This window comes from Veillonella sp. (assembly GCF_019414865.1).
Classification (GTDB): domain Bacteria; phylum Bacillota; class Negativicutes; order Veillonellales; family Veillonellaceae; genus Veillonella.
Genome location: NZ_DXLG01000021.1, coordinates 1 through 20,472 on the forward strand (window position 1 = coordinate 1; position 20,472 = coordinate 20,472).

The following is a 20,472-nucleotide window of genomic DNA, read 5'->3' on the forward strand; positions in this document are numbered from 1 at the left end:
ATATTAGATATCCTTATTATAGCATATTTGAGTATATATAAAAGTAAAATATGAAAATAATTATCTATAATTTAGATGTTAAGTATTTCTACTTGACACATTTTTTTTTATACTGTACCATATGTAAAGTAATATGACTTGACAGTGATGGAGGTGGCGAAATGGAAGAACGAGTGCTTATAAGTTTGCTCTTGGATTTCTATGGGCCATTATTGACGGACAAGCAACGCATGTCCTTACAACTTCACCACGAAGACGATATGTCCCTTGGAGAAATTGCTGAGGAACTAGGCGTATCACGGCAGGCTGTACACGATAACTTGCAGCGTGCTCGACACATTTTAAATGATTACGAATCAAAGTTGCACTTGGTAGAACAATATGAACAGCGTGAAGGTTTGCTTTCACAATTGAAGGAAACCTTGCCTAAAGATGTTTTAGCTGAAACTAAGGTGCAGAAAGTATTGGCGCAAATGGAGGGATATTATGGCATTTGATAGCTTGTCAGAAAAACTGCAAGAAGCCTTTCAATCCTTGAAGGGGAAGGGCAAAATTACTGAAGATGATGTCAATCTTGCGTTGCGTCAAGTACGTACTGCATTACTAGAAGCAGACGTTAACTTTATGGTTGCGAAGGACTTTGTTAAGTCCATTAAGGAAAAGGCCCTTGGTGAAGAGGTGTTCGGTTCCTTGAATCCAGCACAAACGGTTATTAAAATCGTAAATGACGAGTTAACGGCGTTATTGGGCGGTACACAAAGTCGTATCATGATTTCCAGTAAGCCTCCAACGATTATTATGCTCGTTGGTTTACAAGGTGCTGGTAAAACTACTACAGCTGGTAAGTTGGCAGTATACCTTCGCAAACAAGGTAAACATCCAATGCTCGTAGCGGCCGACGTATATCGTCCAGCTGCGATTACTCAATTGCAAGTTGTAGGTAAGCAAATCGATATCCCAGTATTTGCTGATGAAACACCTGGTGCCAATCCAGTAGACATTGCACGTCGCGCCGTAGAGCAAAGCACGCATATGTTGAAAGATGTGGTTATCATCGATACAGCTGGTCGCTTGGCTATAGATGAAGTCCTTATGGATGAGTTATCCAACATTAAAGCCGCTGTTCGACCTCATGAAATTCTACTCGTTGTGGACTCCATGATCGGTCAAGATGCGGTGACAACAGCACAAACGTTTAATGAAAAATTAGGCGTTGATGGTGTTATCCTCACTAAACTCGATGGTGATGCGCGCGGTGGTGCTGCATTATCCATCAAAGCTGTAACAGGCTTGCCAATTAAGTTCACTGGGGTAAGCGAAAAAATGGATGGTTTCGATGTATTCTATCCAGACCGCATGGCTTCTCGTATCCTCGACTTGGGCGACTTTAAAACATTAATCGAAAATGTACAAGGCGCCATCGATGAAGAAGAAGCTCGTGAAATGGCTAAGAAAATGGCGAAAAACAATTTCACCTTGGATGACTTCTTGAAACAGATGAACCAAGTGAGAAAGTTAGGGCCATTACAAAATATTATTGGTATGTTGCCAGGCATGGGACAAATTAAGGATCAATTGAAAGACTTTGATTTGAACAGTAAAGAGGTGCGCCGTATTGAGGCCATCATTACATCCATGACGGCAGCAGAGCGAGAAAATCCAAGTATTCTTAATGGTTCTCGCCGCAAGCGTATTGCGTTAGGTTCTGGTACTCAGGTACAAGATGTAAATCGCTTGTTGAAACAATTTGAAGAAGCGCGGAAGATGATGAAGCGCATGCAAGGTTTACGTGGCGGTAAGGGCGGCTTCCCTGGAATGCCTAAATTACCGTTTATGTAATACATGGGCAGGGGCGCTGAACCTGTCCACCCATATCAGTATAAGGAGGTGAATTTCACATGTTAAAAATTCGTTTGACTCGTTTAGGTGCTAAAAAAGCTCCTTTCTACCGTATCGTTGTTGCTGACGCACGTGCTCCACGTGAAGGTCGTCCTGTTGACACTATTGGTCAATATGATGCTACTAAACAACCAGCTATCGTTAATGTAGACGAAGAAAAAGCTTTGGCTTGGTTAGCTAAAGGTGCTCAGCCTACTGACACTGTTCGCTCCTTGTTCAAAAAACAAGGCGTTATGCAAAAATTTGCTGACGCTAAAAAGTAATTAATAGAGAGGCATACTGTGATGATAGAATTAATTTCATTAATTGCGAAATCATTAGTGAAGCAGCCTGATGCCGTATCTGTTACCATGGTCCAAAAGGGGAATATGGAAGTTTACGAACTTCATGTAGCCCCAGAGGATATGGGCAAAGTCATCGGAAAGCAAGGACGAATAGCGAAAGCAATTCGCGCTGTGGTGAAAGCGGCGGCTATTAAAGAGAACAAAAAGATATCTGTTGATATTGTCTAAAAGGGAGTATTCCAATGGAAGAAATGACATTACGTGTCCCTGTAGCAGTAAAAGCAAAAGTAACAGAAGACTTGAAAGCGAAAATTGTATCTGATCTTGAAACTCGCCTTGATATGGTGAATAAAGATTTGGAAGCAATTGAGTTTCAAGCTCAACGTATTTTGGCTGATGCGGCTAAAGTTGATGCTACAAGTCTTACTGCAATTCGTCAACAAATCGACGAAGAGAAAAATAAACGCTTGGCTTTCAAAGAAGAAGTAACAGCTAAATTGAAAGACGCTCAAGAATTATCCTTAGGAACTGAAATTCCTCAAGGTACATTAGAGCAAACAGTTACCGTTAAAATCGGGGATAATTTGGATGCCATGATGGGCGCTGAAATCCTATTAGAAGACGGTAAAATCGTTGCGTTTCGTCAATAATGAAGCCTAACGATTTCATCACAATAGGTGTTATCATCGCCCCGCACGGCGTGCGGGGTGATCTTCGTATTATGCCTCAAACCGATTTTCCAGAACGGTTTATGCATATGGATGCCTGTTACATCGATGGTAAAGAATACCACGTTGCATCCGCACGATTTCACAAACAATTTGTATTAGCATCCTTTAAGGAAATTCCTGATCGCAACACGGCTGAATTATTCGGTAAGAAAGAAATTCAAGTACGCCGTGAAGACTTAGTTGAATTGCCAGAAGGTCGCTATTACATCTTTGATATTATTGGTCTCGAAGTACAAGATACAAAGGGCAATGTGCTTGGCACAGTGACTGATGTATTACAACCGGGTGCTAATGATGTCTATGTGGTTTCCAAAGATGGGGAACCAGATCAATTATTTGCAGCCATTGAAGATGTTGTTAAAGACATTGACGTGGAAAATAATTTAATGATCGTAGATCCGCCTGAATGGATATAATCCTTTAGGCGGTTTTGTTTTATCTACATATAGGTATATTATGGTAAAAGTTATATAATATAGCTATATATAGATAATGCTAATGAGTTTATGTGAGTTAATAAGTATAGGGGACAGTCTATGCGTATCGATATCGTATCTTTATTTCCTGAGTTTTTTGATGCCTTTTTTAGTCATTCCATCATAAAACGGGCTATCGAAGCGGAACGATTGTCTATGGGTGTAACTAACCCTCGAGATTTTAGTCACAATAAACATGGTCAAGTTGATGATACGCCATATGGTGGTGGTGCAGGTATGCTCATGATGGCACCTCCCATTTTTGAAGCGGTGGAATCTGTTATTGCTCAATATGACAATACCCTTAACAGTACCTATACTACCGATGAGATGTGTGATGAAATGAGTCTTATTGGTAATCCTAGTGAAAGTATACGACGTCGTATTATTTTCATGGGACCTACAGGCCAGCCTTTCACACAGGAGAAGGCTCGTGAACTAGCTACATACGATCAAATAGTCCTCATTTGTGGCCATTATGAAGGTGTAGACTATCGTGTAGAGGAACATTTAGTAGATGAAACGATTTCTATTGGTGATTATGTATTAACTGGTGGCGAGTTGCCAGCTATGGTTGTAGCCGATGCAGTAGCGCGCATGATCCCCGGCGTACTAGGTGCGGCGAGTGGGGCACAGGAGGATTCTTTTTATGAACCTTTGTTAGAATGCCCTCAATATACAAAGCCCCCTGAATTTAGAGGCTGGACTGTACCAGATGTATTGAGAAGTGGGCATCATAAAAATATTGCTACTTGGCGTCAAAAAGAAGCACTTAAAAGAACTCGGTTGTTACGTCCAGATTTATTGGAACGTCCATTAACAAAAGAAGAGATTAAGCTTTTAAAAGAGATAGTTCAGGAAGAGTCTGTAAGACTTAAAGGTGAAGAATGAAAGCGTTAGTATTAGGCGCCACTGGTGCAGTGGGCCGTCATATTGTAGACACGTTAATTGATAATCATGAGATTCAAGACATTCATGTATTTGTACGTCGTCCAGTAACATATACATCTCCAAAGGTAACGGTTCATATTGTTAATTTTGATGAACCTCGTGAATGGGCACACTTAGTGACAGGGGATATTTTATTCTCTGCTATGGGTACAAACCGTAAACAAGCAGGCTCTAAAGAAGCACAGTGGACAGTCGATTATACCTACCAGTACGAAATGGCTCGCATTGCAGCTCAAAATGGAGTAAAAAAATATGGATTAGTGTCTTCTTTAGGGGCAAACCCAAAATCAAAATTCTTTTATATGTCCATGAAAGGACAATTGGAAGAGGTTATCTTAGAACTTCCATTTGAAGCGATTGTTATTGTTCGTCCAGCTACATTAATTCGAGAAGAATCTAAGTTGGTAGAACGCATTAGCTGTGCTATATTTGGTGTTATCAACAAAGCTCATATATTAATGAGCCAAGAACCCGTAAAGACGGCTGATGTGGCCAATGTCCTTGTAAAAGCTACAATAGGTCAGCAGTATGGCATTTCCATTATTGAAAATGAAACGATTCATGAGCGGATAGGCTACTTTAAAGCTTAATTTCATTAAATCCCGTTTTGGAGAGGGAATAGGCCGAAATCCATATGATTTTGCCTATTCGAGCGAGGTTATGTATGGAGTTTAATTGTTATGATGTCCTTGAGGTTCAGGGCAGTCGTTATGTAATAACTGAAAAAATTAAATATAACGAGATTATTCCAAAAGCAGATCAGGAACAGGCCTATAAAGCTAAGCCGTCAATGCAAAAATCACCTGGTGATTATTGGCACGAATATGGCCTCGAGGCTGTAGAGGGAACAGATAAAATATGGGTCACCATTGAATACAATGATAATGAATGGTGCACTGTATCTAGAACATCCTATCGTAAGCGTGCACCGAAGGGCTTTACATTACATCAAATCGGTTTGGAAAAGGTTGTAGATGTAGATGGTGATAGTGGTGCTTCCGTAGGTGATCGAGCTGGCTATAAGGAATATCAATTGCCTTGTGAAGGCGGCGCTAGCGTATTCTTTGAAGAAAATTGGTTTAAAGGTGAGATGATGTTCGCCGAAGGGGCACGTGTTCCTTTGAGGAATATTCGTCTCTGTAATGATGCGGAAGCTAATGCTATTAGTAAAAAGAAACGGAATCAACGTCTAAAAAAACGCTTTCAAGGAGTTGCTACTTCTATAGGGGTCGGTGCATTATTTTTACTATTTCTGTTTTGGTCGGACAATGATTTGTCTTGGCATAGTATACGTGCTATGTTTGGAGTGCCTTACACGGCAAAAGAACATATGCATGACACATCTGCATATTATACAAAAACAGATTCGGATAGCGACTATGTATACACGTCTTCGTTGGACCCTGTTAGTACCGCATTAGATTTGATTGATTCTGTGAATGGTGATATTAAGAATGAGCGGGATAACTTAGAAGAGGGACATGAAGTTATTGTATTTTATTCTGGGGACTTGGTGTATCTCATCACTAATACGGATGGACAAACTAGGGTTAAGGTATGTGAACAATCAAAATTAACACAAGAGGATTGGAAAATTATTGATCGTACATTTATCAGCTCTCATATACTCGATAACTATGCGACCATGGTTCGACTAGGGGATAAAACGGGACGCGAACGGTTGTATCCTACCAGCAACTCTGATAACACATCCAATACAAAATTATATTATTAGGAGGCTTATAATGATTTATATACCAGATATATTATTGACGATTTTTTATGCTTGTTTTGGAATTTTTCTAATGTTAACAGCTAATACTGTTATTGATTTCTTCGTGCCTGGAAAATTTAGTGAAGAAATTAAGCGTGGTAACTGTGCTGTCGCATGGCTCTCAGCAGGTTCATTTATCGGCATTGGTGAAATCTTGCGCGCTGTCATCATGTCTCCTGTAGTGGCTACAGCTGATACATCTTTATTGCACGGTGTTGTGGCCAGTATCGTATATGCTATTTTAGGAATTGTATTATTTGTAACAGGCTATATGTTTATTAATTTATGGCATCGAAAATATAATTTATCTGAAGAGATTATGCGTGGTAATACAGCAGCGGGTATCCTCGTTTTTGGCATCTTTGTAGGTCTTGCTCTCGTTATTAGTGGTGCTGTGCACTAAGGGAGTGTCCTATGTATAAGCCAAGTAAGAAAACTCTATACATAACGGGTGCCTTTGCCGCTGTAGCAGGTATCGTTGGTGTGTCTTCATACAGGAATGACATTGCTTATGTCGTATGTGATAAAATCTATCCTGAAGCAAATGACGGGGAAGTTCGATTAAAGGATAATCAAGGTAATCGTTATTCTCTATTAAATCATGGAGATGGTAAAGAAACAGCTTTATATGATGATAACCGGTCTGTTACATTTCACCGCGATACTAGTGGAAATTTAGTGTGGGACGCTGGTTTAGCTGGGCTGCTACCTAGTATTGCAGCAGGTTATTATATTTTTCACGGATTTAATCCACCAACAGCGCGTATGGATGGACGAACTATGACCTATCGTGTGGCAGCCCCATTAAAACCCTATGAGGAGCCTAATGTATATACAACAACAGGTTCAAATACGCATAGTTCTTTAGGACGACGTACGTATAAAGACTATGAGAAGCGTAGAAGTCAAAAAGCCTCTTCTATAGGTCAAAAGTCTGGCTTTGGTAGTGCAGGTGCACGTTCTAGTAGTTCCTAATGGAGGCCGATATTATGAAATCGTATATAGATGAACTTGATACGAATATATTGCCCTTTGTAGATTATGAAGGCTATGATGATCGGTATCCTGCTCTTACTGCACAATCCTTTCCAGCCGAATTTTATGATGAAATACGACATGCATCGCGGATGTTATTTCAAATATTTTGTAAAGCCGCTAAGGTATTTCAGCAGGCTCCTGATGAGTTCGCTCTCAATATGGATATGCCCGGAAATTTGATTCCCTATTTACATCGTGGGAATCCATTGGGCTTACCTACGTGGCTATCACGATTTGACTTTGTCCTTGATGATAGAGGGCAATTGCGTATGGTCGAGATTAATGCGGATACACCCTGCTTTCTAATTGAAAGCTATTATGCTAATGGTGTAGCGGCACGATATTTCGATAAAGTAGATCCTAATATAGATGCTTATAATGAACTTGAACGTTTTTTGAAACGCGTATATGAAGGAACATCTCGTAAAAAATATAGTGTGACTAATAAACAACATAATATGATGACAGATAATGAAACAGAACCCTTTGTTTTCGGGTGCTTTCATGATTATTTAGAGGACTATGGAACTACACAGTTTCTCTTACAGGCTATGAAATCAGCATGCCCAGAAGCAGATGTTCGATTCCTATCCTTTTATGATATGGTCATTGATGATGAGGGTATTCTATTATCTGACGGTAGTCATGCAGCCAATCTGTATCGTTTACATCCTATGGAACTATTGATTGATGAAACTACAGCAGATGGTGAACCACTAGGTGAAATGTTTTTAGATTTGTATAATGAATACCGCTTTAATCTATTTAATCCACCAGAGGCGATTATTTTACAGAATAAATCGTTTATGTCCTTAGTGTATGCTCTATACTTAACAAACCAATTTTTTACGGCCCCTGAGCGAGATATTATCGAGCGCTATTTGACGCCGTCCTATTTTGAAAGTGATTTCCTGAACCTTGATGATGGACTTTATATTCAAAAGGAAATTTGGGGACGTGAAGGGCGAAATATTCAGGTTGTTCAAAAACGTGGAAATCAAGCTGAATTATACATGGAGAAATTTGTAGATAACTATGATGATATAGTTTGTCGGGACAGCAAAAAGGTTATGTATCAGGAATTCATTAAGCAGAAACACTTTATTCATACCGTAGATAGTGGTATGAAAGAAGGCTGTTTGACATTATCTTGTTTTATGCTTGGCGATCAAGCTTCTGCAGTCGGTTGTCGTTTTTCTACAGAAGAGATTGCTGGTACTGAAGCTTATTTTGTACCGCTTTTAATCGATTAATTTTATTTTGTATTTTTATTGTTGTGGAGATTTAAGGCTTTGGCTAATTTATATATTGGACTTGTTCATTATCCAATTATGAACAAGCATAAAGAGGTCATTACGACGGCCATTACAAATTATGATATTCACGATATTGCACGAGCATCTATTACCTATGATGTATCTAAATATTTTGTGATTCACAATATACCTGCTCAGCGTGAGTTGGTGCGCACCATCATGGAACATTGGAAATCTGGATTTGGTTCTACTTACAATCCAGATCGCAAGGATGCTTTCACCGGCGTGGAGTTGGTTAACTCTATTGCAGTAGCAGTGCGAATGATTGAAGACCTAGAAGGTATGAAACCTATTGTGGCGACAACAGATGCGCGTACCTATGATAATACAATTTCCTATGCACGGATGCGTGAACATCTTGAAAATGAGGGGCGCCCTGTGTTAGTATTATTTGGTACCGGTTATGGTATGACAAAAGAAACGATGGAAAGCTTTGACTATATTTTAGAACCTATATATGGCCATGGTGAATACAATCATTTATCTGTGCGTAGTGCTGTATCGATTATCCTTGATCGGCTGCGGGGCGAGGCATGGTGGAATAAATAGGAGGCGTCTATGTCAGGACATTCAAAATGGGCAAATATTAAACATAAAAAAGGTAAAACCGATGCATTGAAGGCTAAATTGGCTACGAAAATCGGTCGTGAAATTACTGTAGCAGCACGTATGGGTGGTGCCGATCCAACAGGTAATATGCGTTTGAAATTGGCTTTACAAAAAGCTCGTGAAAACAATATTCCTAAGGATAATATTCAACGTGCTATCGATAAGGGCGTTGGCGCTACGGATATGAACGCATACGAAGAAATCGTATATGAAGGTTATGGTCCTGCCGGTGTTGCCGTTACTGTAGAAGTTATGACGGATAATCGTAACCGTGCGGCTGCCGATGTGCGTCATGCTTTCTCCAAACAAGGTGGTAATCTTGGTGAAAGCGGTTGCGTAGGCTGGATGTTCAAATCTAAAGGCGTTTTCGTTATCGATAAAGAAGGTCATGACGAAGATGAATTGACTATGCTTGCTCTTGAAGCAGGTGCAGAAGATCTTAAGTCTGAAGATGATGTATTTGAAATTTATACTACTCCTGAAGACTATGATGCTGTAGAAGCAGCTCTTGCTGATGCGGGCATTGAAACAGAAGTAGCTAAAATTACCATGATTCCAGATACAACTATTGAGTTGACTGGTGATGATGCTGTAAAAATGCAAAAAATGCTCGACGTATTGGATGATCTTGATGATGTACAAAACGTATATCACAATGGTATCTTGCCAGACGACGAAGAAGAATAATTATGATAAGGAGCACTTTAAAGGTGCTCCTTTTTTATGTATTTTTTAGAGAACCATGGGGAATAAGAAAATTAATGAGTTTCTTATAAAATTTCTATGGAAATTCATGAACTTCGATGTGGTATTGTGCTATAATAAAATAGATTATGTAATGGAGGTAGGCGACAGCTTATCTCATTTTTAAACTAAGGGGGTTAAGGTGCGAATTATAGGTATTGACCCAGGCACGGCTATATGCGGTTATGGCATTATTGACGTGAAGGGGAGCAAATTAACACCTGTAGCCTATGGGGCTATCACAACTCCTAAGGAATTAACAGATTCACAGCGGTTGGAAATTTTATTTAATGACCTAAGTGATATTCTAGAGGAATTCAAGCCTGATAAGTTCGGGGTAGAAGAATTATTCTTCAACCGCAATGTAACGACGGCCATCAAGGTCGGTCAAGCACGTGGTGTTATCTTATTAGCGGCTGAACAACATCGCATTCCTATTTACGAATATACACCGCTACAAATCAAGCAAGCCGTTACAGGTTACGGCAAGGCTGATAAGAATCAGGTCATTTATATGACAATGAATATTTTGGGGATTCGTGAGAAAATTAAGCCCGATGATACGGCAGATGCATTGGCTGTCGCTATTTGTACGGCTCATAGTTCTCACAATGATAGATTGAAGAGGTTGGTATAATGATAGGGTATGTACGGGGTATCGTAACACATCTCTTTAAAGAGTCTTGTTACGTAGATGTACATGGCGTAGGGTATCGTGTATATGTGCCGACCACTACGCGACAACAATTGATTGAAGGTCATGAGGCAACGCTATTCACGTATCTCAACGTACGTGAAGATGCGATGCAACTCTATGGCTTTTGGACGGAAGAGGAGTATGAGTTGTTTATTTTACTCATTTCTGTTTCTGGTATAGGGCCTAAGGTGGGGCTTGGCATTTTGTCTGGCATGACACCAGAGGCTTTCAAATTAGCTGTTATCAATGGCCAGGTACAGCAATTAACAAAGTTACCTGGTATTGGGAAGAAATCTGCAGAGCGACTTGTTCTTGAACTAAAGGATAAGTTAGCGAAGATGACACATATATCTGCAGAATCACCAGCAGCTATACAGCCGATTGGCGTTGCCGCTAGTGGTGCTACCGGTGAGGCTATTGAGGCTCTTGTGTCGCTAGGTTATTCAGAACGAGATGTGGCTGACATTGTAGAGTCTTTAGATGATGGTAAGCGCGATGTATCTGAGTTGATTAAGGTCAGCTTGATTGAGCTTGGGAAAGGACGATAAGGATGAACGAAGAAGTACGCCTTGTCGGAAATGGCGAGCACGAAGAAGATATGTGGCAATATAGCCTACGACCAAAGTTCTTTAACGAGTATGTAGGTCAAGAAGAGGCTAAAGGCAATCTAAATGTGTATATTCAAGCTGCAAAGCAGCGTGGTGAAGCATTAGACCATGTATTGCTCTATGGTCCACCAGGTCTTGGGAAGACTACACTGGCAGGTATTATTGCGAATGAATTGGGTGTTAATTTTCGCATAACCTCTGGTCCTGCTATTGAAAAGTCTGGCGACTTGGCTGCCATCTTAACGAATTTAGATGATCATGATGTATTATTTATCGATGAAATTCATCGCTTGTCTCGCAGTGTAGAGGAAGTATTGTACTCTGCTATGGAGGACTATGCAATTGATATTATCATCGGTAAGGGCCCAAGTGCTCGAACAGTGCGTATTGATTTGCCAAAGTTTACTTTGGTAGGTGCCACAACACGGGCGGGGGCTTTGGCGGCACCATTAAGGGACCGCTTTGGGATTATTAACCGGTTGGAATATTATAAACAACCGGAATTAGAGTTTATTGTGACTCGAGCGGCAGAAATACTCAAAATTGGTATTGAGCCGACTGGGGCCAGTGAAATTGCGCGACGTTCAAGGGGAACACCGCGTATCGCAAATCGTCTACTTAAACGGGTACGTGATTTTGCACAAGTCATAGGTGATGGGGTTATCACTCAAAGTATTGCAGATGATGCGTTACAACGTTTATATATTGACAAAGAAGGACTCGATCGAATCGATCGACGTGTGTTGGAGTGTATTATTGAAAAGTATGATGGTGGTCCGGTAGGGATAGATACTATTGCGGCAGCTATCAGCGAAGAGAGAGATACCATCGAAGATGTGTATGAACCATATTTGATGCAATTAGGATTTTTAGGACGTACACCGCGTGGGAGGGTGGCCACTAAACTTGCCTATGAGCATTTAGGTATTTCACAGACAGGGAAATAACAATGAAAACGAAACGATTACAATTGATGATAATGGCAACTTTGTTTTTAGGTGTAAATATTGGCGGTGCATCTGTTGCACAAGGGGCTACATTGCAACATAAAAGTGCAGTAGTGACTAAAAAGCCAACGCCGAAAGCAACAGTATCTACAACAAATGTATCGAAAGTAAATACGACGAAGCGGTCAACTTTTCGACCACTTGTAACTAAACCGGCTCCAAAGCCTGTGCCAAAAGTGACTCCGAAGTCAAATGCAACTAAGGCTGCAACAACGGCTCAAAAGCCTGTTGCAAAATCTACAGTTACTAGTGCTAAGGCTACAACGGTAAAGCCAGCTGCATCTAAGGCTGTAAAAACTTCTGAAGCCAATAGTATTAAAGCTAATACGGCTGCTATTACGCGTAATAAAGTAGGTTCTGTTGTTACACCTGCTACGGAGCGTGTAGAAAATGTACCAAATGTGCGCGTGTTATTGGGTAGTCGCAGTTCCGATGCTACAGTTACATCTACTGCTAATCTGGTTGTGTTAAATAGTGCTAATGGTCAAGTAAGTACAATCAGTGCAAACCGTGGTACCTCTGTTGGTATTCGAAGTGGTAAAATTGCTGTCAATGGCAAGGTCATTGATACAGTAGTTACATTAAAACCAGCCAATAGTGATGCACCATTCTTGTTTGAAGGCAAAGGCTATCGTGGAGGACTTACATTACGTGCTAATAATGGAAAGATGATGGTCATTAATTCTGTGCCTCTTGAAGACTATCTTTATGGCGTAGTTCCGCAAGAAGTCGTTCCATCTTGGCCAGCAGCTGCACTAGAAGCACAAGCTGTAGCTGCTCGAACTTATGCTCTTCATACTATGGAAGAGAATAAAGGTAAGCTGTATGATGTGAGTACGTCCACAGATCACCAAGTTTATAATGGGGTTAGTGGTGAAACGCAAGCTACTACAAATGCAGTTAATAAAACAAAGGGGATGGTTATGTTATATAACCAACGCCCTATCAATGCTTTATTCCATTCTGATGGTGGCGGTTATACTGAAGATAGTGTCAATGTTTGGGGTAGTGATGTACCGTATTTGAAAGGTGTAAAGGATTTTAGTACTGGCACATCTACATCGAACTGGACGGTTACTACTTCTCGTCAGGCCCTTGAAAGTAAGCTTAACGCAGCTAGTAAAGGGGTTGGCAAATTGAAGAGTATTCAATTGACACCTCTTGGCAAGCCAGGTCAACAAACATCTGACCGCGGCGTATCTGGTCGAATTAAGAGTGCTACTTTCATAGGTACCTCTGGAAAAACGACCATTGATGGGGATTCTTTACGCAGTATTTTAGGCTTGAAATCAACACTATTTGATTTTTATGTAAATCATAACCCAGCTAAAGATACAGGTAAGGCATATCATAATTTTACTGGTAGCAATGATACTGTCTATATTAAAGGCCACGGTTGGGGACATGGTCTTGGTATGTCTCAATGGGGCGCTGCAGAAATGGCTAAGCGTGCGACACCAGGGGATACAAATTATTACCAAACTATTTTGCGTCACTACTATAGTGGCATTACATTAAAGAAAATGTACTAATAAGGATTGCGATGAAAGTTACAGATTTTGATTATGAATTACCAGAGGAACTAATTGCTCAACATCCTGTAGAGCCTCGTGATACAGCGAGACTGTTGACCTTAGACAAGGTTACAGGTGAGGTTGCGCATAAAGAGCATTTTTACGATTTGCTAGATGAACTCCACGAAGGGGATGTACTTGTATTTAATAATACAAAGGTTATTCCTGCGAGATTATATGGCCAACGTCAAGGCTCTGGTGGCAAGGTTGAGGTATTGCTCCTCACACCATGTGGTGAAAATCGCTGGGAATGTCTTGTTAAACCTGGTAAAAAATGTCCTATTGGTCAAGTTATCGAATTTGATGACCGATTAAGTGGGACCGTTATAGATAAAACAGAATTTGGAGGTCGTATCATTGAATTCACTTGCGATGGTGTATTTGACGATGTGATACAAGAAATTGGTGAAATGCCATTACCTCCATATATTCATGAGAAGTTAGAAGATAAAGATCGTTATCAAACTGTTTATGCTAAGGAAAAAGGTTCAGCTGCAGCTCCAACCGCAGGGCTTCATTTTACACCTGAATTATTAGAAAAGATAAAAGCGAAAGGTGTAGAGCTCGAATTTGTTACATTGCATGTTGGCCTTGGAACCTTTAGACCTGTATCAGCGGAGACAATTGAGGACCATGAAATGCATAGTGAGTTCTTCGTGGTATCTCAAGATACAGCTGATCGTATTAATGAAGCTAAGCGAAACGGACGCCGTATTATTGCGGTAGGTACTACTTCTGTGCGTACCCTTGAGTCAGCTACTAATGATGACGGTGTCTTACAAGGCATTAGTGGATGGACACAAATCTTTATCTATCCTGGCTACAAATTTAAGATGATTGATGCATTGGTAACAAATTTCCACTTGCCTCAATCTACATTATTAATGTTGATTAGTGCATTGGCTGGTCGCGAACATTGTTTGGCGGCCTACGAAGAAGCTGTACGCGAACGGTATCGTTTCTTTAGCTTCGGCGATGCTATGTTTATACGTTAGGAGGGACTATGCCGAGTATTACTTATGAATTACAAAAGACATGTCCTCACACGGGGGCTCGTGCTGGTTTATTGCATACGCCACATGGTACCTTCCAAACGCCTATGTTTATGCCTGTAGGTACACAAGCTACAGTTAAAACTATGACGCCTGAGGAATTAAAGACGATGGGATCTCAAGTCATCTTGAGCAATACATACCATTTATTCTTACGTCCTGGTCCTGAACTCGTAGAAGAAGCAGGTGGCTTACATAAATTTATGAACTGGGATCAAGCTATTTTAACTGATAGCGGTGGGTTCCAAGTATTTAGCTTAGGCGATATGCGTAAGATTACTGAGGATGGTGTAACCTTTAGATCTCATATTGATGGGTCTAAACAGTTTTTATCTCCAGAGGTGGCCACAAAGGTACAAGAGCAATTAGGTTCTGATATTGCCATGGCCTTTGATGAATGTATTCCCTATCCTGCGGACCATGATTATGCGAAACGCTCAACAGCTCGTACCACACGTTGGGCTCATCGTTGCCAAGAGGCTCGTAAAGCGCATGACCGTCAAGGAATGTTTGGCATTGTACAAGGTGGTATGTACAAAGACTTGCGCAAACAAAGTGCGGAAGAACTCGTGGCTATGGACTTTGAAGGTTATAGCATAGGCGGTTTATCTGTTGGGGAACCTCATGATTTGATGAATGAAATCTTAGAATATACTACGCCACTATTGCCAACTAATAAGGCTCGTTATTTAATGGGCGTTGGTACGGCGGATTGCCTTGTAGAAGGCGTAGCACGTGGTATTGATATGTTCGACTGCGTATATCCTACACGAGTTGCTCGAAATGGTATGGCCATGACTTGGAAAGGTCGCCTTAATATTCGAAATGCGCAATTTGCTCATGATTGGGGTCCTTTAGAAGAAGGCTGCCAATGTTATACATGTAAAAATTATTCTCGCGCTTATATTCGTCACTTGTATAAGGCGGAAGAAATTTTGGCGTTGCGTCTCGTAACATACCATAATCTTTACTTCTTGCTTGAGTTTATGCGTCAAATGAGACAAGCCATCTTAGAAGATCGGTTCCCACAATTTAGAATGCAATTTTGGGATAGCTTTAAAAAATAGTAATTAAGTCTAGTCAAATCTATATTAGGTGGCTATACTAGAAAAGAAAAACATATTTATTACACTAGGAGGATAAAATGGAAGATATTTTACAAGTGTTGCAAACTAGCTGGCCTATTTTGTTGATGGTCGTAATTTTTTATTTCTTATTGTGGCGTCCACAAAAGAAACAACAAAAAGAGCGCGCTAATTTGTTAGGCAGCTTGAAGAAAGGTCAAAAAATCGTTACTATCGGCGGTATTTATGGCGAAATCGTTGAACTTGACGATGAAAAAGTAAAGGTTCAAGTATCTGAAAAAGTAGAGTTAACATTTGCACGTTCTGCAATTGCTAACGTTCTTTCCAAGAAAAACAAGGAAGAAAAATAATGAATACAAAGGAAGCAGTGCGCCGGGCGTGCAAGGCCCAGCGCGCTGCTTTATCCGTTGCTGATTGTCATAGATGGATTACGCTTTTGACAGATCAAATTGTTAATAGTCCTGAGTATATATCAGCTAATAGCATTATGGCCTATTTGGCGATGCCCAAGGAGGCCAATTTAGACGATGTTATTCGTCATGCTTTAGAACATGGCAAATCCGTATATGTTCCAGTATGTACAGATAAGACGACCATGATTGCCGTTCGTCTTAAGTCTCTAGAATCTATCACTCGGGGTGTGTTAAATATACGCATTCCCTCTGAGCCATACGAGGTTATTAATCCACATGACTTGGATTTGATTTTAGTGCCTGGTGCTGGCTTTGACCGTCAAGGCGGTCGCATGGGGATGGGGAATGGGTACTATGATCGATTTCTCAAGGAACTTTCACCACGTACATTTATGGGCGTATGCTGGTCAGTACAATTGTGGGATATACCAATTCCAATGGATGAACTGGACCAACGGATGAGCAAAATTGTAACGGAGCAAGGCGTTATACATTGCGTATAGTAGTAGAAGGGAGCAACTATTTTGAACGGTAAAGCTATTATCAAGTTTTTAGTAGTCATTGCTGCCATCATTGGATTGTTTGCGTATTTTATTCAACCATTAGCAGGCTCTTTGAAACAAGGTCTAGACTTGCAAGGTGGTACGCACATCGTATTAGAAGCAGAGGACTCTGCGACTGGTGCAGCTGACAATGATGCAGTGGAACGAGCGAAGCAAATCTTAGAGCGTCGTATTAATGAAATGGGTTTGTCTGAACCATTAGTACAACGTGAAGGTGCTCGTCGTATTATCATCGAATTGCCAGGTGTAAAAGATCCTGACGAAGCGATTAAACGTATCGGTAAGACAGCAGTCTTGGAATTTAAAAACGACCAAGGTCAAACTGTTATGACTGGTGATGATTTAAAAGATGCAAAAGAAGAGTTAGGTCAAAATAAACAACCACTCGTTGCTATTGAATTAAGCGATGAAGGGGCTAAGAAATTTGCTGATTTAACATCTAAAAATATTGGTCGTCGTATTGCCATTACATTGGATGGTAAAGAATTGACTAATCCTGTAGTACAACAAGCAATTACAGGTGGTAAAGCAACTATCTCTGGTAGTCAAAGCTTAGAAGAAGCTAAAGACTTGGCTATTTTATTACGTTCCGGTGCATTGCCTGTTAAAATTAATGTATTGGAAGTACGTACAGTTGGTCCTTCTTTGGGTCAAGACTCCAAGGATAAATCTGTTGTAGCCTTCAGTGCTGGTATTGCAATGATCATGATTTTCTTGGTTATTTTATATCGTTTTTCTGGTATTGTAGCTAATATTGCATTACTTGTATATGTTATGCTCTTATTGCTCGTATTAGGTAAAGGCTTTAATGCGACTATGACATTGCCAGGTATCGCGGGTATTATCTTATCCATGGGTGTTGCTGTAGATGCGAACATTCTTATCTTTGAACGTTTTAAAGAAGAGGTGTTCTCCGGTAAGTCCATGCGTGTAGCCATGGAAGCTGGTTTCAGTCGTGCTTTAGCAACAATTACAGATGCGAACGTATCTGTTATCATTACTGCTGCTATCTTGACAATCTTAGGCTCTGGCCCTGTAAAAGGTTTCGCTATCAGCTTAGGCGTAGGTGTTGTTGTAAGTATGTTCACAGCGATTACTGTGAGCCATTTCTTATTGCGCTTACTTATTGACTGTAACTTTACGAACCATCCATTCTGGTTTGGTGCGAATATCTCTCCAAGCACAAGTGCTGACGCATTTGCACCAAAATCTTTGAAAGGAGGTAAACGCAAATGACATTAGACGTAATTAAGCATCATCGTTGGTGGTTTGCAATTTCCTCCACACTTGTTATTATCAGTTTGATTTCCATCTTTACTAAAGGCTTTAACTTTGGTATTGATTATACTGGTGGTACGATTGTTGAAGTTGTATTTGATCAACCTGTAGAGGTTAGTCAAGTTCGTGACGTATTAAAAGAATATAATCTTGAAAACGCACAAATTCAGCTTTCTGGCGATACTACTGGTGATACAGCGGGCGAAGACGTAATGATTCGTACACGTAATCTTGAGCCTAGTGAAAGTGCCGCTGTGATTGAATCTTTGACTAAATCTATTGGTAACAATACAGTTAAACGTATTGAAACTGTAGGTGCTGTAATTGGTTCCGAAGTTACAGAACATGCGTTGTTAAATCTTGTTATAGCGTTTGCGGCATTAGCATTGTATATTTCTTATCGCTTTGAATATAAAGTTGCTATTTCTGCGCTCGTTGCTATTTTCCATGATTTGATTATGGTTCTTGGGGTATTCTCTTATTTCCAATTAGAAATTGATGCGTCTTTCTTGGCGGCTATTCTTACGGTTGTAGGTTACTCCATGAATGAATCTGTAGTTATCTTTGACCGTGTTCGCGAAAATACACATACACATAAACGTTCTGATACATTTGCAGATCTTGCGAATGCATCTATTACACAAAGTATTCACCGTAGTTTCTATACATTAGCTACCGTTATGTTTGCCTGTGTATCCCTTTATCTATTCGGTGGGGACACTACAAAGAACTTTGCTCTTTGTATGATTATTGGTTTTGCTAGTGGTGCGTATTCCTCTATCTGTGTAGCTACATCCTTATGGGTTATGTGGAAGAGTCGCAACAAGAACGATATCCGCAATCAACAATAATATATAATGCTTTTACCTATTATTGGTAAAAGTATAAGAACCTCTCTGTATTATATTCAGAGAGGTTCTTTGTTTATGTATCATTTATTAATAAATTATTACTATGGATAACTCATAGATATATGTATAGGATATATGTACATAGTAAGGAATATACTTATTGAACTCTTTGTATAGGGGGCGTAAAATAGCAAGGTAACACAATGTTGAAAAGGGGATAGATAGATGGATTCAAATCGATTATGGAGCCCTGCTTTTATAAACTATGGTATAAGCAGTGGCATTTTATATATGACACAATATGTTCTTGTAGCAGCCTTGCCGATAGTCATAACCTCTGAATTAAGTGGAAGTGATTTAGATGCGGGATTAGCGATGACCTATTTTCAAATAGGCACAATTGTATGTAGGCTCTTTGCAGGTCGCTTGATTGATGGCTTTAATAAACGAGTTGTATTACTACTATCAACTGCTTTATTTTTCATCATTATGGGGCTCTTTAATTTTACAACCTCTTTAGAAGCCATCTTTGTATTGCGGGGGCTACATGGTGGTGTATTTGCTTTGGGCACGACTGTAATGGCGGCGTTGGCGGTATTGGTGTTACCTCCTAATCGAAAGGGGGAGGGCATAAATATGTTTGCTATCTTTTCGAATGTGGCAATGGTATTAGGCCCTCCAATAGGCTTATATGCACTTGCTTCATATGGTAGTATAGCTCTCTATCTTTTCTTAACTATTATGACTGGCTTAGTCCTAGTATTGAGTAATTGTATTCCCTTATCAAAAGAATTAGCATCGCCTAAACCATCTACTCACAAAGGGTGGCATATATCTCAATTTATTGAAAAAAGAAGTTTACCTTGGGCTTTAATGGGACTATTTATTGGCTTTACATATTCTGGTGTGTTAGTATTTATTCCCATTGAGTTAAATAGTATGGGCGCTGGTATTTGGGGTAGTGCATTTTTTGCTATCTTTGCAGTAATGATCATAATTAGTCGCCCTTTAGTAGGAAAAGCATATGCTCGGTATGGCTCTACATATATTATCTACCCAGGCCTAGTACTCTTTATACTAGGACTATTAGCGTTAGGAATAGCTACTACGCCATTAACCATAATATTAACGGCCCCTTTGTTAGGTTTAGGTTATGGTGCAGCACAACCAGCATTTCAAGCGTTAGCCATTCAATCAGCACCAATAGAACGGGCTGGGGTATCGACAGCAACATATTTTTTAGCATTAGATATAAGTGTGGGGGCGGGATCTGTCATTCTTGCTCTGTTAGCTAGTGCTGTAGGATATCAGTATCTTTATATGTTTACAGCGGTGACAATGATTGTAGCGTTGGCTTTATATCATATATGGATAAAGAGGTATACGCCTCTAGAACTGTAAAACAAATATAGTGATATAGTAAAAGCTACTAACAGTATTAGACTATTAGACACAATATAATAATCAATCCTTAGAATGTATTTTATGGTATGTTCTAAGGATTTTTCTTTTATCAAACAGT

Annotated in this window: 25 protein-coding genes; all 25 read left to right on the forward strand. The window is 40.0% G+C overall.

What is annotated here, in order from left to right; translation table 11 throughout:
• Positions 1–161: 161 nt before the first annotated feature.
• The 25 genes from ylxM to QZ334_RS02455 all read left to right on the forward strand — a co-directional run bounded on the left by ylxM (position 162) and on the right by QZ334_RS02455 (position 20,351).
• Positions 162–497, forward strand: a complete 336-nt coding sequence (gene ylxM / locus QZ334_RS02335; protein WP_295231618.1) for a YlxM family DNA-binding protein — start codon at positions 162–164, stop codon at positions 495–497.
• Entirely contained in the window at positions 487–1,839 is a 1,353-nt protein-coding gene (gene ffh / locus QZ334_RS02340; RefSeq protein ID WP_295231621.1) for a signal recognition particle protein, read from the forward strand. The genes ylxM and ffh overlap by 11 nt, the downstream gene beginning before the upstream one ends.
• 59 nt (positions 1,840–1,898) lie before the next feature.
• Positions 1,899–2,162, forward strand: coding sequence for a 30S ribosomal protein S16 (gene rpsP / locus QZ334_RS02345; RefSeq protein ID WP_004695565.1), 264 nt, complete (start codon positions 1,899–1,901; stop codon positions 2,160–2,162).
• Between the two features lie 21 nt (positions 2,163–2,183).
• Positions 2,184–2,411 carry a KH domain-containing protein gene (locus QZ334_RS02350; protein WP_009352618.1) on the forward strand — a complete coding sequence of 76 codons (228 nt, stop codon included), beginning with the start codon at positions 2,184–2,186 and terminating at the stop codon, positions 2,409–2,411.
• A gap of 14 nt (positions 2,412–2,425) precedes the next feature.
• Positions 2,426–2,833: a YlqD family protein gene (locus tag QZ334_RS02355; RefSeq protein ID WP_105086221.1), complete on the forward strand. Its 408-nt coding sequence runs from the start codon at positions 2,426–2,428 to the stop codon at positions 2,831–2,833.
• Positions 2,833–3,330 carry a ribosome maturation factor RimM gene (rimM, locus tag QZ334_RS02360; protein ID WP_105090323.1) on the forward strand — a complete coding sequence of 166 codons (498 nt, stop codon included), beginning with the start codon at positions 2,833–2,835 and terminating at the stop codon, positions 3,328–3,330. Before QZ334_RS02355 ends, rimM begins: the two co-directional genes overlap by 1 nt.
• Positions 3,331–3,450: 120 nt before the next feature.
• Positions 3,451–4,281 carry a tRNA (guanosine(37)-N1)-methyltransferase TrmD gene (gene trmD / locus QZ334_RS02365; protein WP_295231625.1) on the forward strand — a complete coding sequence of 277 codons (831 nt, stop codon included), beginning with the start codon at positions 3,451–3,453 and terminating at the stop codon, positions 4,279–4,281.
• Positions 4,278–4,931: an NAD(P)H-binding protein gene (locus QZ334_RS02370; RefSeq protein ID WP_295231628.1), complete on the forward strand. Its 654-nt coding sequence runs from the start codon at positions 4,278–4,280 to the stop codon at positions 4,929–4,931. Before trmD ends, QZ334_RS02370 begins: the two co-directional genes overlap by 4 nt.
• A gap of 74 nt (positions 4,932–5,005) precedes the next feature.
• Positions 5,006–6,076, forward strand: a complete 1,071-nt coding sequence (locus QZ334_RS02375; protein WP_295231630.1) for a hypothetical protein — start codon at positions 5,006–5,008, stop codon at positions 6,074–6,076.
• Positions 6,077–6,086: 10 nt separating this feature from the next.
• On the forward strand, positions 6,087–6,518 hold the full coding sequence (locus QZ334_RS02380; RefSeq protein WP_105086226.1) for a DUF350 domain-containing protein: 432 nt from the start codon (positions 6,087–6,089) through the stop codon (positions 6,516–6,518).
• Positions 6,519–6,529: 11 nt separating this feature from the next.
• On the forward strand, positions 6,530–7,090 hold the full coding sequence (locus tag QZ334_RS02385) for a hypothetical protein (protein ID WP_295231634.1): 561 nt from the start codon (positions 6,530–6,532) through the stop codon (positions 7,088–7,090).
• Positions 7,091–7,104: 14 nt separating this feature from the next.
• On the forward strand, positions 7,105–8,406 hold the full coding sequence (locus tag QZ334_RS02390) for a glutathionylspermidine synthase family protein (protein WP_295231636.1): 1,302 nt from the start codon (positions 7,105–7,107) through the stop codon (positions 8,404–8,406).
• Positions 8,407–8,445: 39 nt separating this feature from the next.
• Complete coding sequence (locus tag QZ334_RS02395; protein WP_105086229.1) at positions 8,446–9,018, forward strand: RNA methyltransferase; 573 nt, start codon at positions 8,446–8,448, stop codon at positions 9,016–9,018.
• Between the two features lie 9 nt (positions 9,019–9,027).
• The gene (locus tag QZ334_RS02400) at positions 9,028–9,765 is read left to right on the forward strand and encodes a YebC/PmpR family DNA-binding transcriptional regulator (RefSeq protein ID WP_005387348.1); all 738 of its coding nucleotides are present in this window, start codon (positions 9,028–9,030) and stop codon (positions 9,763–9,765) included.
• Between the two features lie 199 nt (positions 9,766–9,964).
• On the forward strand, positions 9,965–10,459 hold the full coding sequence (gene ruvC / locus QZ334_RS02405) for a crossover junction endodeoxyribonuclease RuvC (RefSeq protein WP_119206520.1): 495 nt from the start codon (positions 9,965–9,967) through the stop codon (positions 10,457–10,459).
• Positions 10,459–11,067: a Holliday junction branch migration protein RuvA gene (gene ruvA / locus QZ334_RS02410; RefSeq protein ID WP_119206519.1), complete on the forward strand. Its 609-nt coding sequence runs from the start codon at positions 10,459–10,461 to the stop codon at positions 11,065–11,067. The genes ruvC and ruvA overlap by 1 nt, the downstream gene beginning before the upstream one ends.
• 2 nt (positions 11,068–11,069) lie before the next feature.
• Complete coding sequence (gene ruvB / locus QZ334_RS02415) at positions 11,070–12,074, forward strand: Holliday junction branch migration DNA helicase RuvB (protein WP_295204740.1); 1,005 nt, start codon at positions 11,070–11,072, stop codon at positions 12,072–12,074.
• 2 nt (positions 12,075–12,076) lie between these two features.
• Positions 12,077–13,666: a SpoIID/LytB domain-containing protein gene (locus QZ334_RS02420; protein ID WP_119206517.1), complete on the forward strand. Its 1,590-nt coding sequence runs from the start codon at positions 12,077–12,079 to the stop codon at positions 13,664–13,666.
• 11 nt (positions 13,667–13,677) lie between these two features.
• The gene (gene queA / locus QZ334_RS02425) at positions 13,678–14,703 is read left to right on the forward strand and encodes a tRNA preQ1(34) S-adenosylmethionine ribosyltransferase-isomerase QueA (RefSeq protein ID WP_295231642.1); all 1,026 of its coding nucleotides are present in this window, start codon (positions 13,678–13,680) and stop codon (positions 14,701–14,703) included.
• 8 nt (positions 14,704–14,711) lie between these two features.
• Positions 14,712–15,827 (forward strand): tRNA guanosine(34) transglycosylase Tgt, encoded by a 1,116-nt coding sequence (gene tgt / locus QZ334_RS02430; protein ID WP_295231644.1) that lies wholly within the window; start codon positions 14,712–14,714, stop codon positions 15,825–15,827.
• Positions 15,828–15,904: 77 nt separating this feature from the next.
• Positions 15,905–16,195: a preprotein translocase subunit YajC gene (gene yajC / locus QZ334_RS02435; protein ID WP_005387358.1), complete on the forward strand. Its 291-nt coding sequence runs from the start codon at positions 15,905–15,907 to the stop codon at positions 16,193–16,195.
• A complete protein-coding gene (locus QZ334_RS02440) occupies positions 16,195–16,761 on the forward strand; it encodes a 5-formyltetrahydrofolate cyclo-ligase (RefSeq protein WP_295231647.1) in 567 nt (188 codons plus the stop codon). Before yajC ends, QZ334_RS02440 begins: the two co-directional genes overlap by 1 nt.
• A 21-nt stretch (positions 16,762–16,782) precedes the next feature.
• Complete coding sequence (gene secD, locus QZ334_RS02445) at positions 16,783–18,057, forward strand: protein translocase subunit SecD (RefSeq protein ID WP_295231649.1); 1,275 nt, start codon at positions 16,783–16,785, stop codon at positions 18,055–18,057.
• Complete coding sequence (secF, locus tag QZ334_RS02450) at positions 18,054–18,950, forward strand: protein translocase subunit SecF (protein WP_005387361.1); 897 nt, start codon at positions 18,054–18,056, stop codon at positions 18,948–18,950. Before secD ends, secF begins: the two co-directional genes overlap by 4 nt.
• 225 nt (positions 18,951–19,175) lie before the next feature.
• Positions 19,176–20,351, forward strand: a complete 1,176-nt coding sequence (locus tag QZ334_RS02455) for an MFS transporter (protein WP_295231653.1) — start codon at positions 19,176–19,178, stop codon at positions 20,349–20,351.
• Positions 20,352–20,472 lie beyond the last annotated feature (121 nt).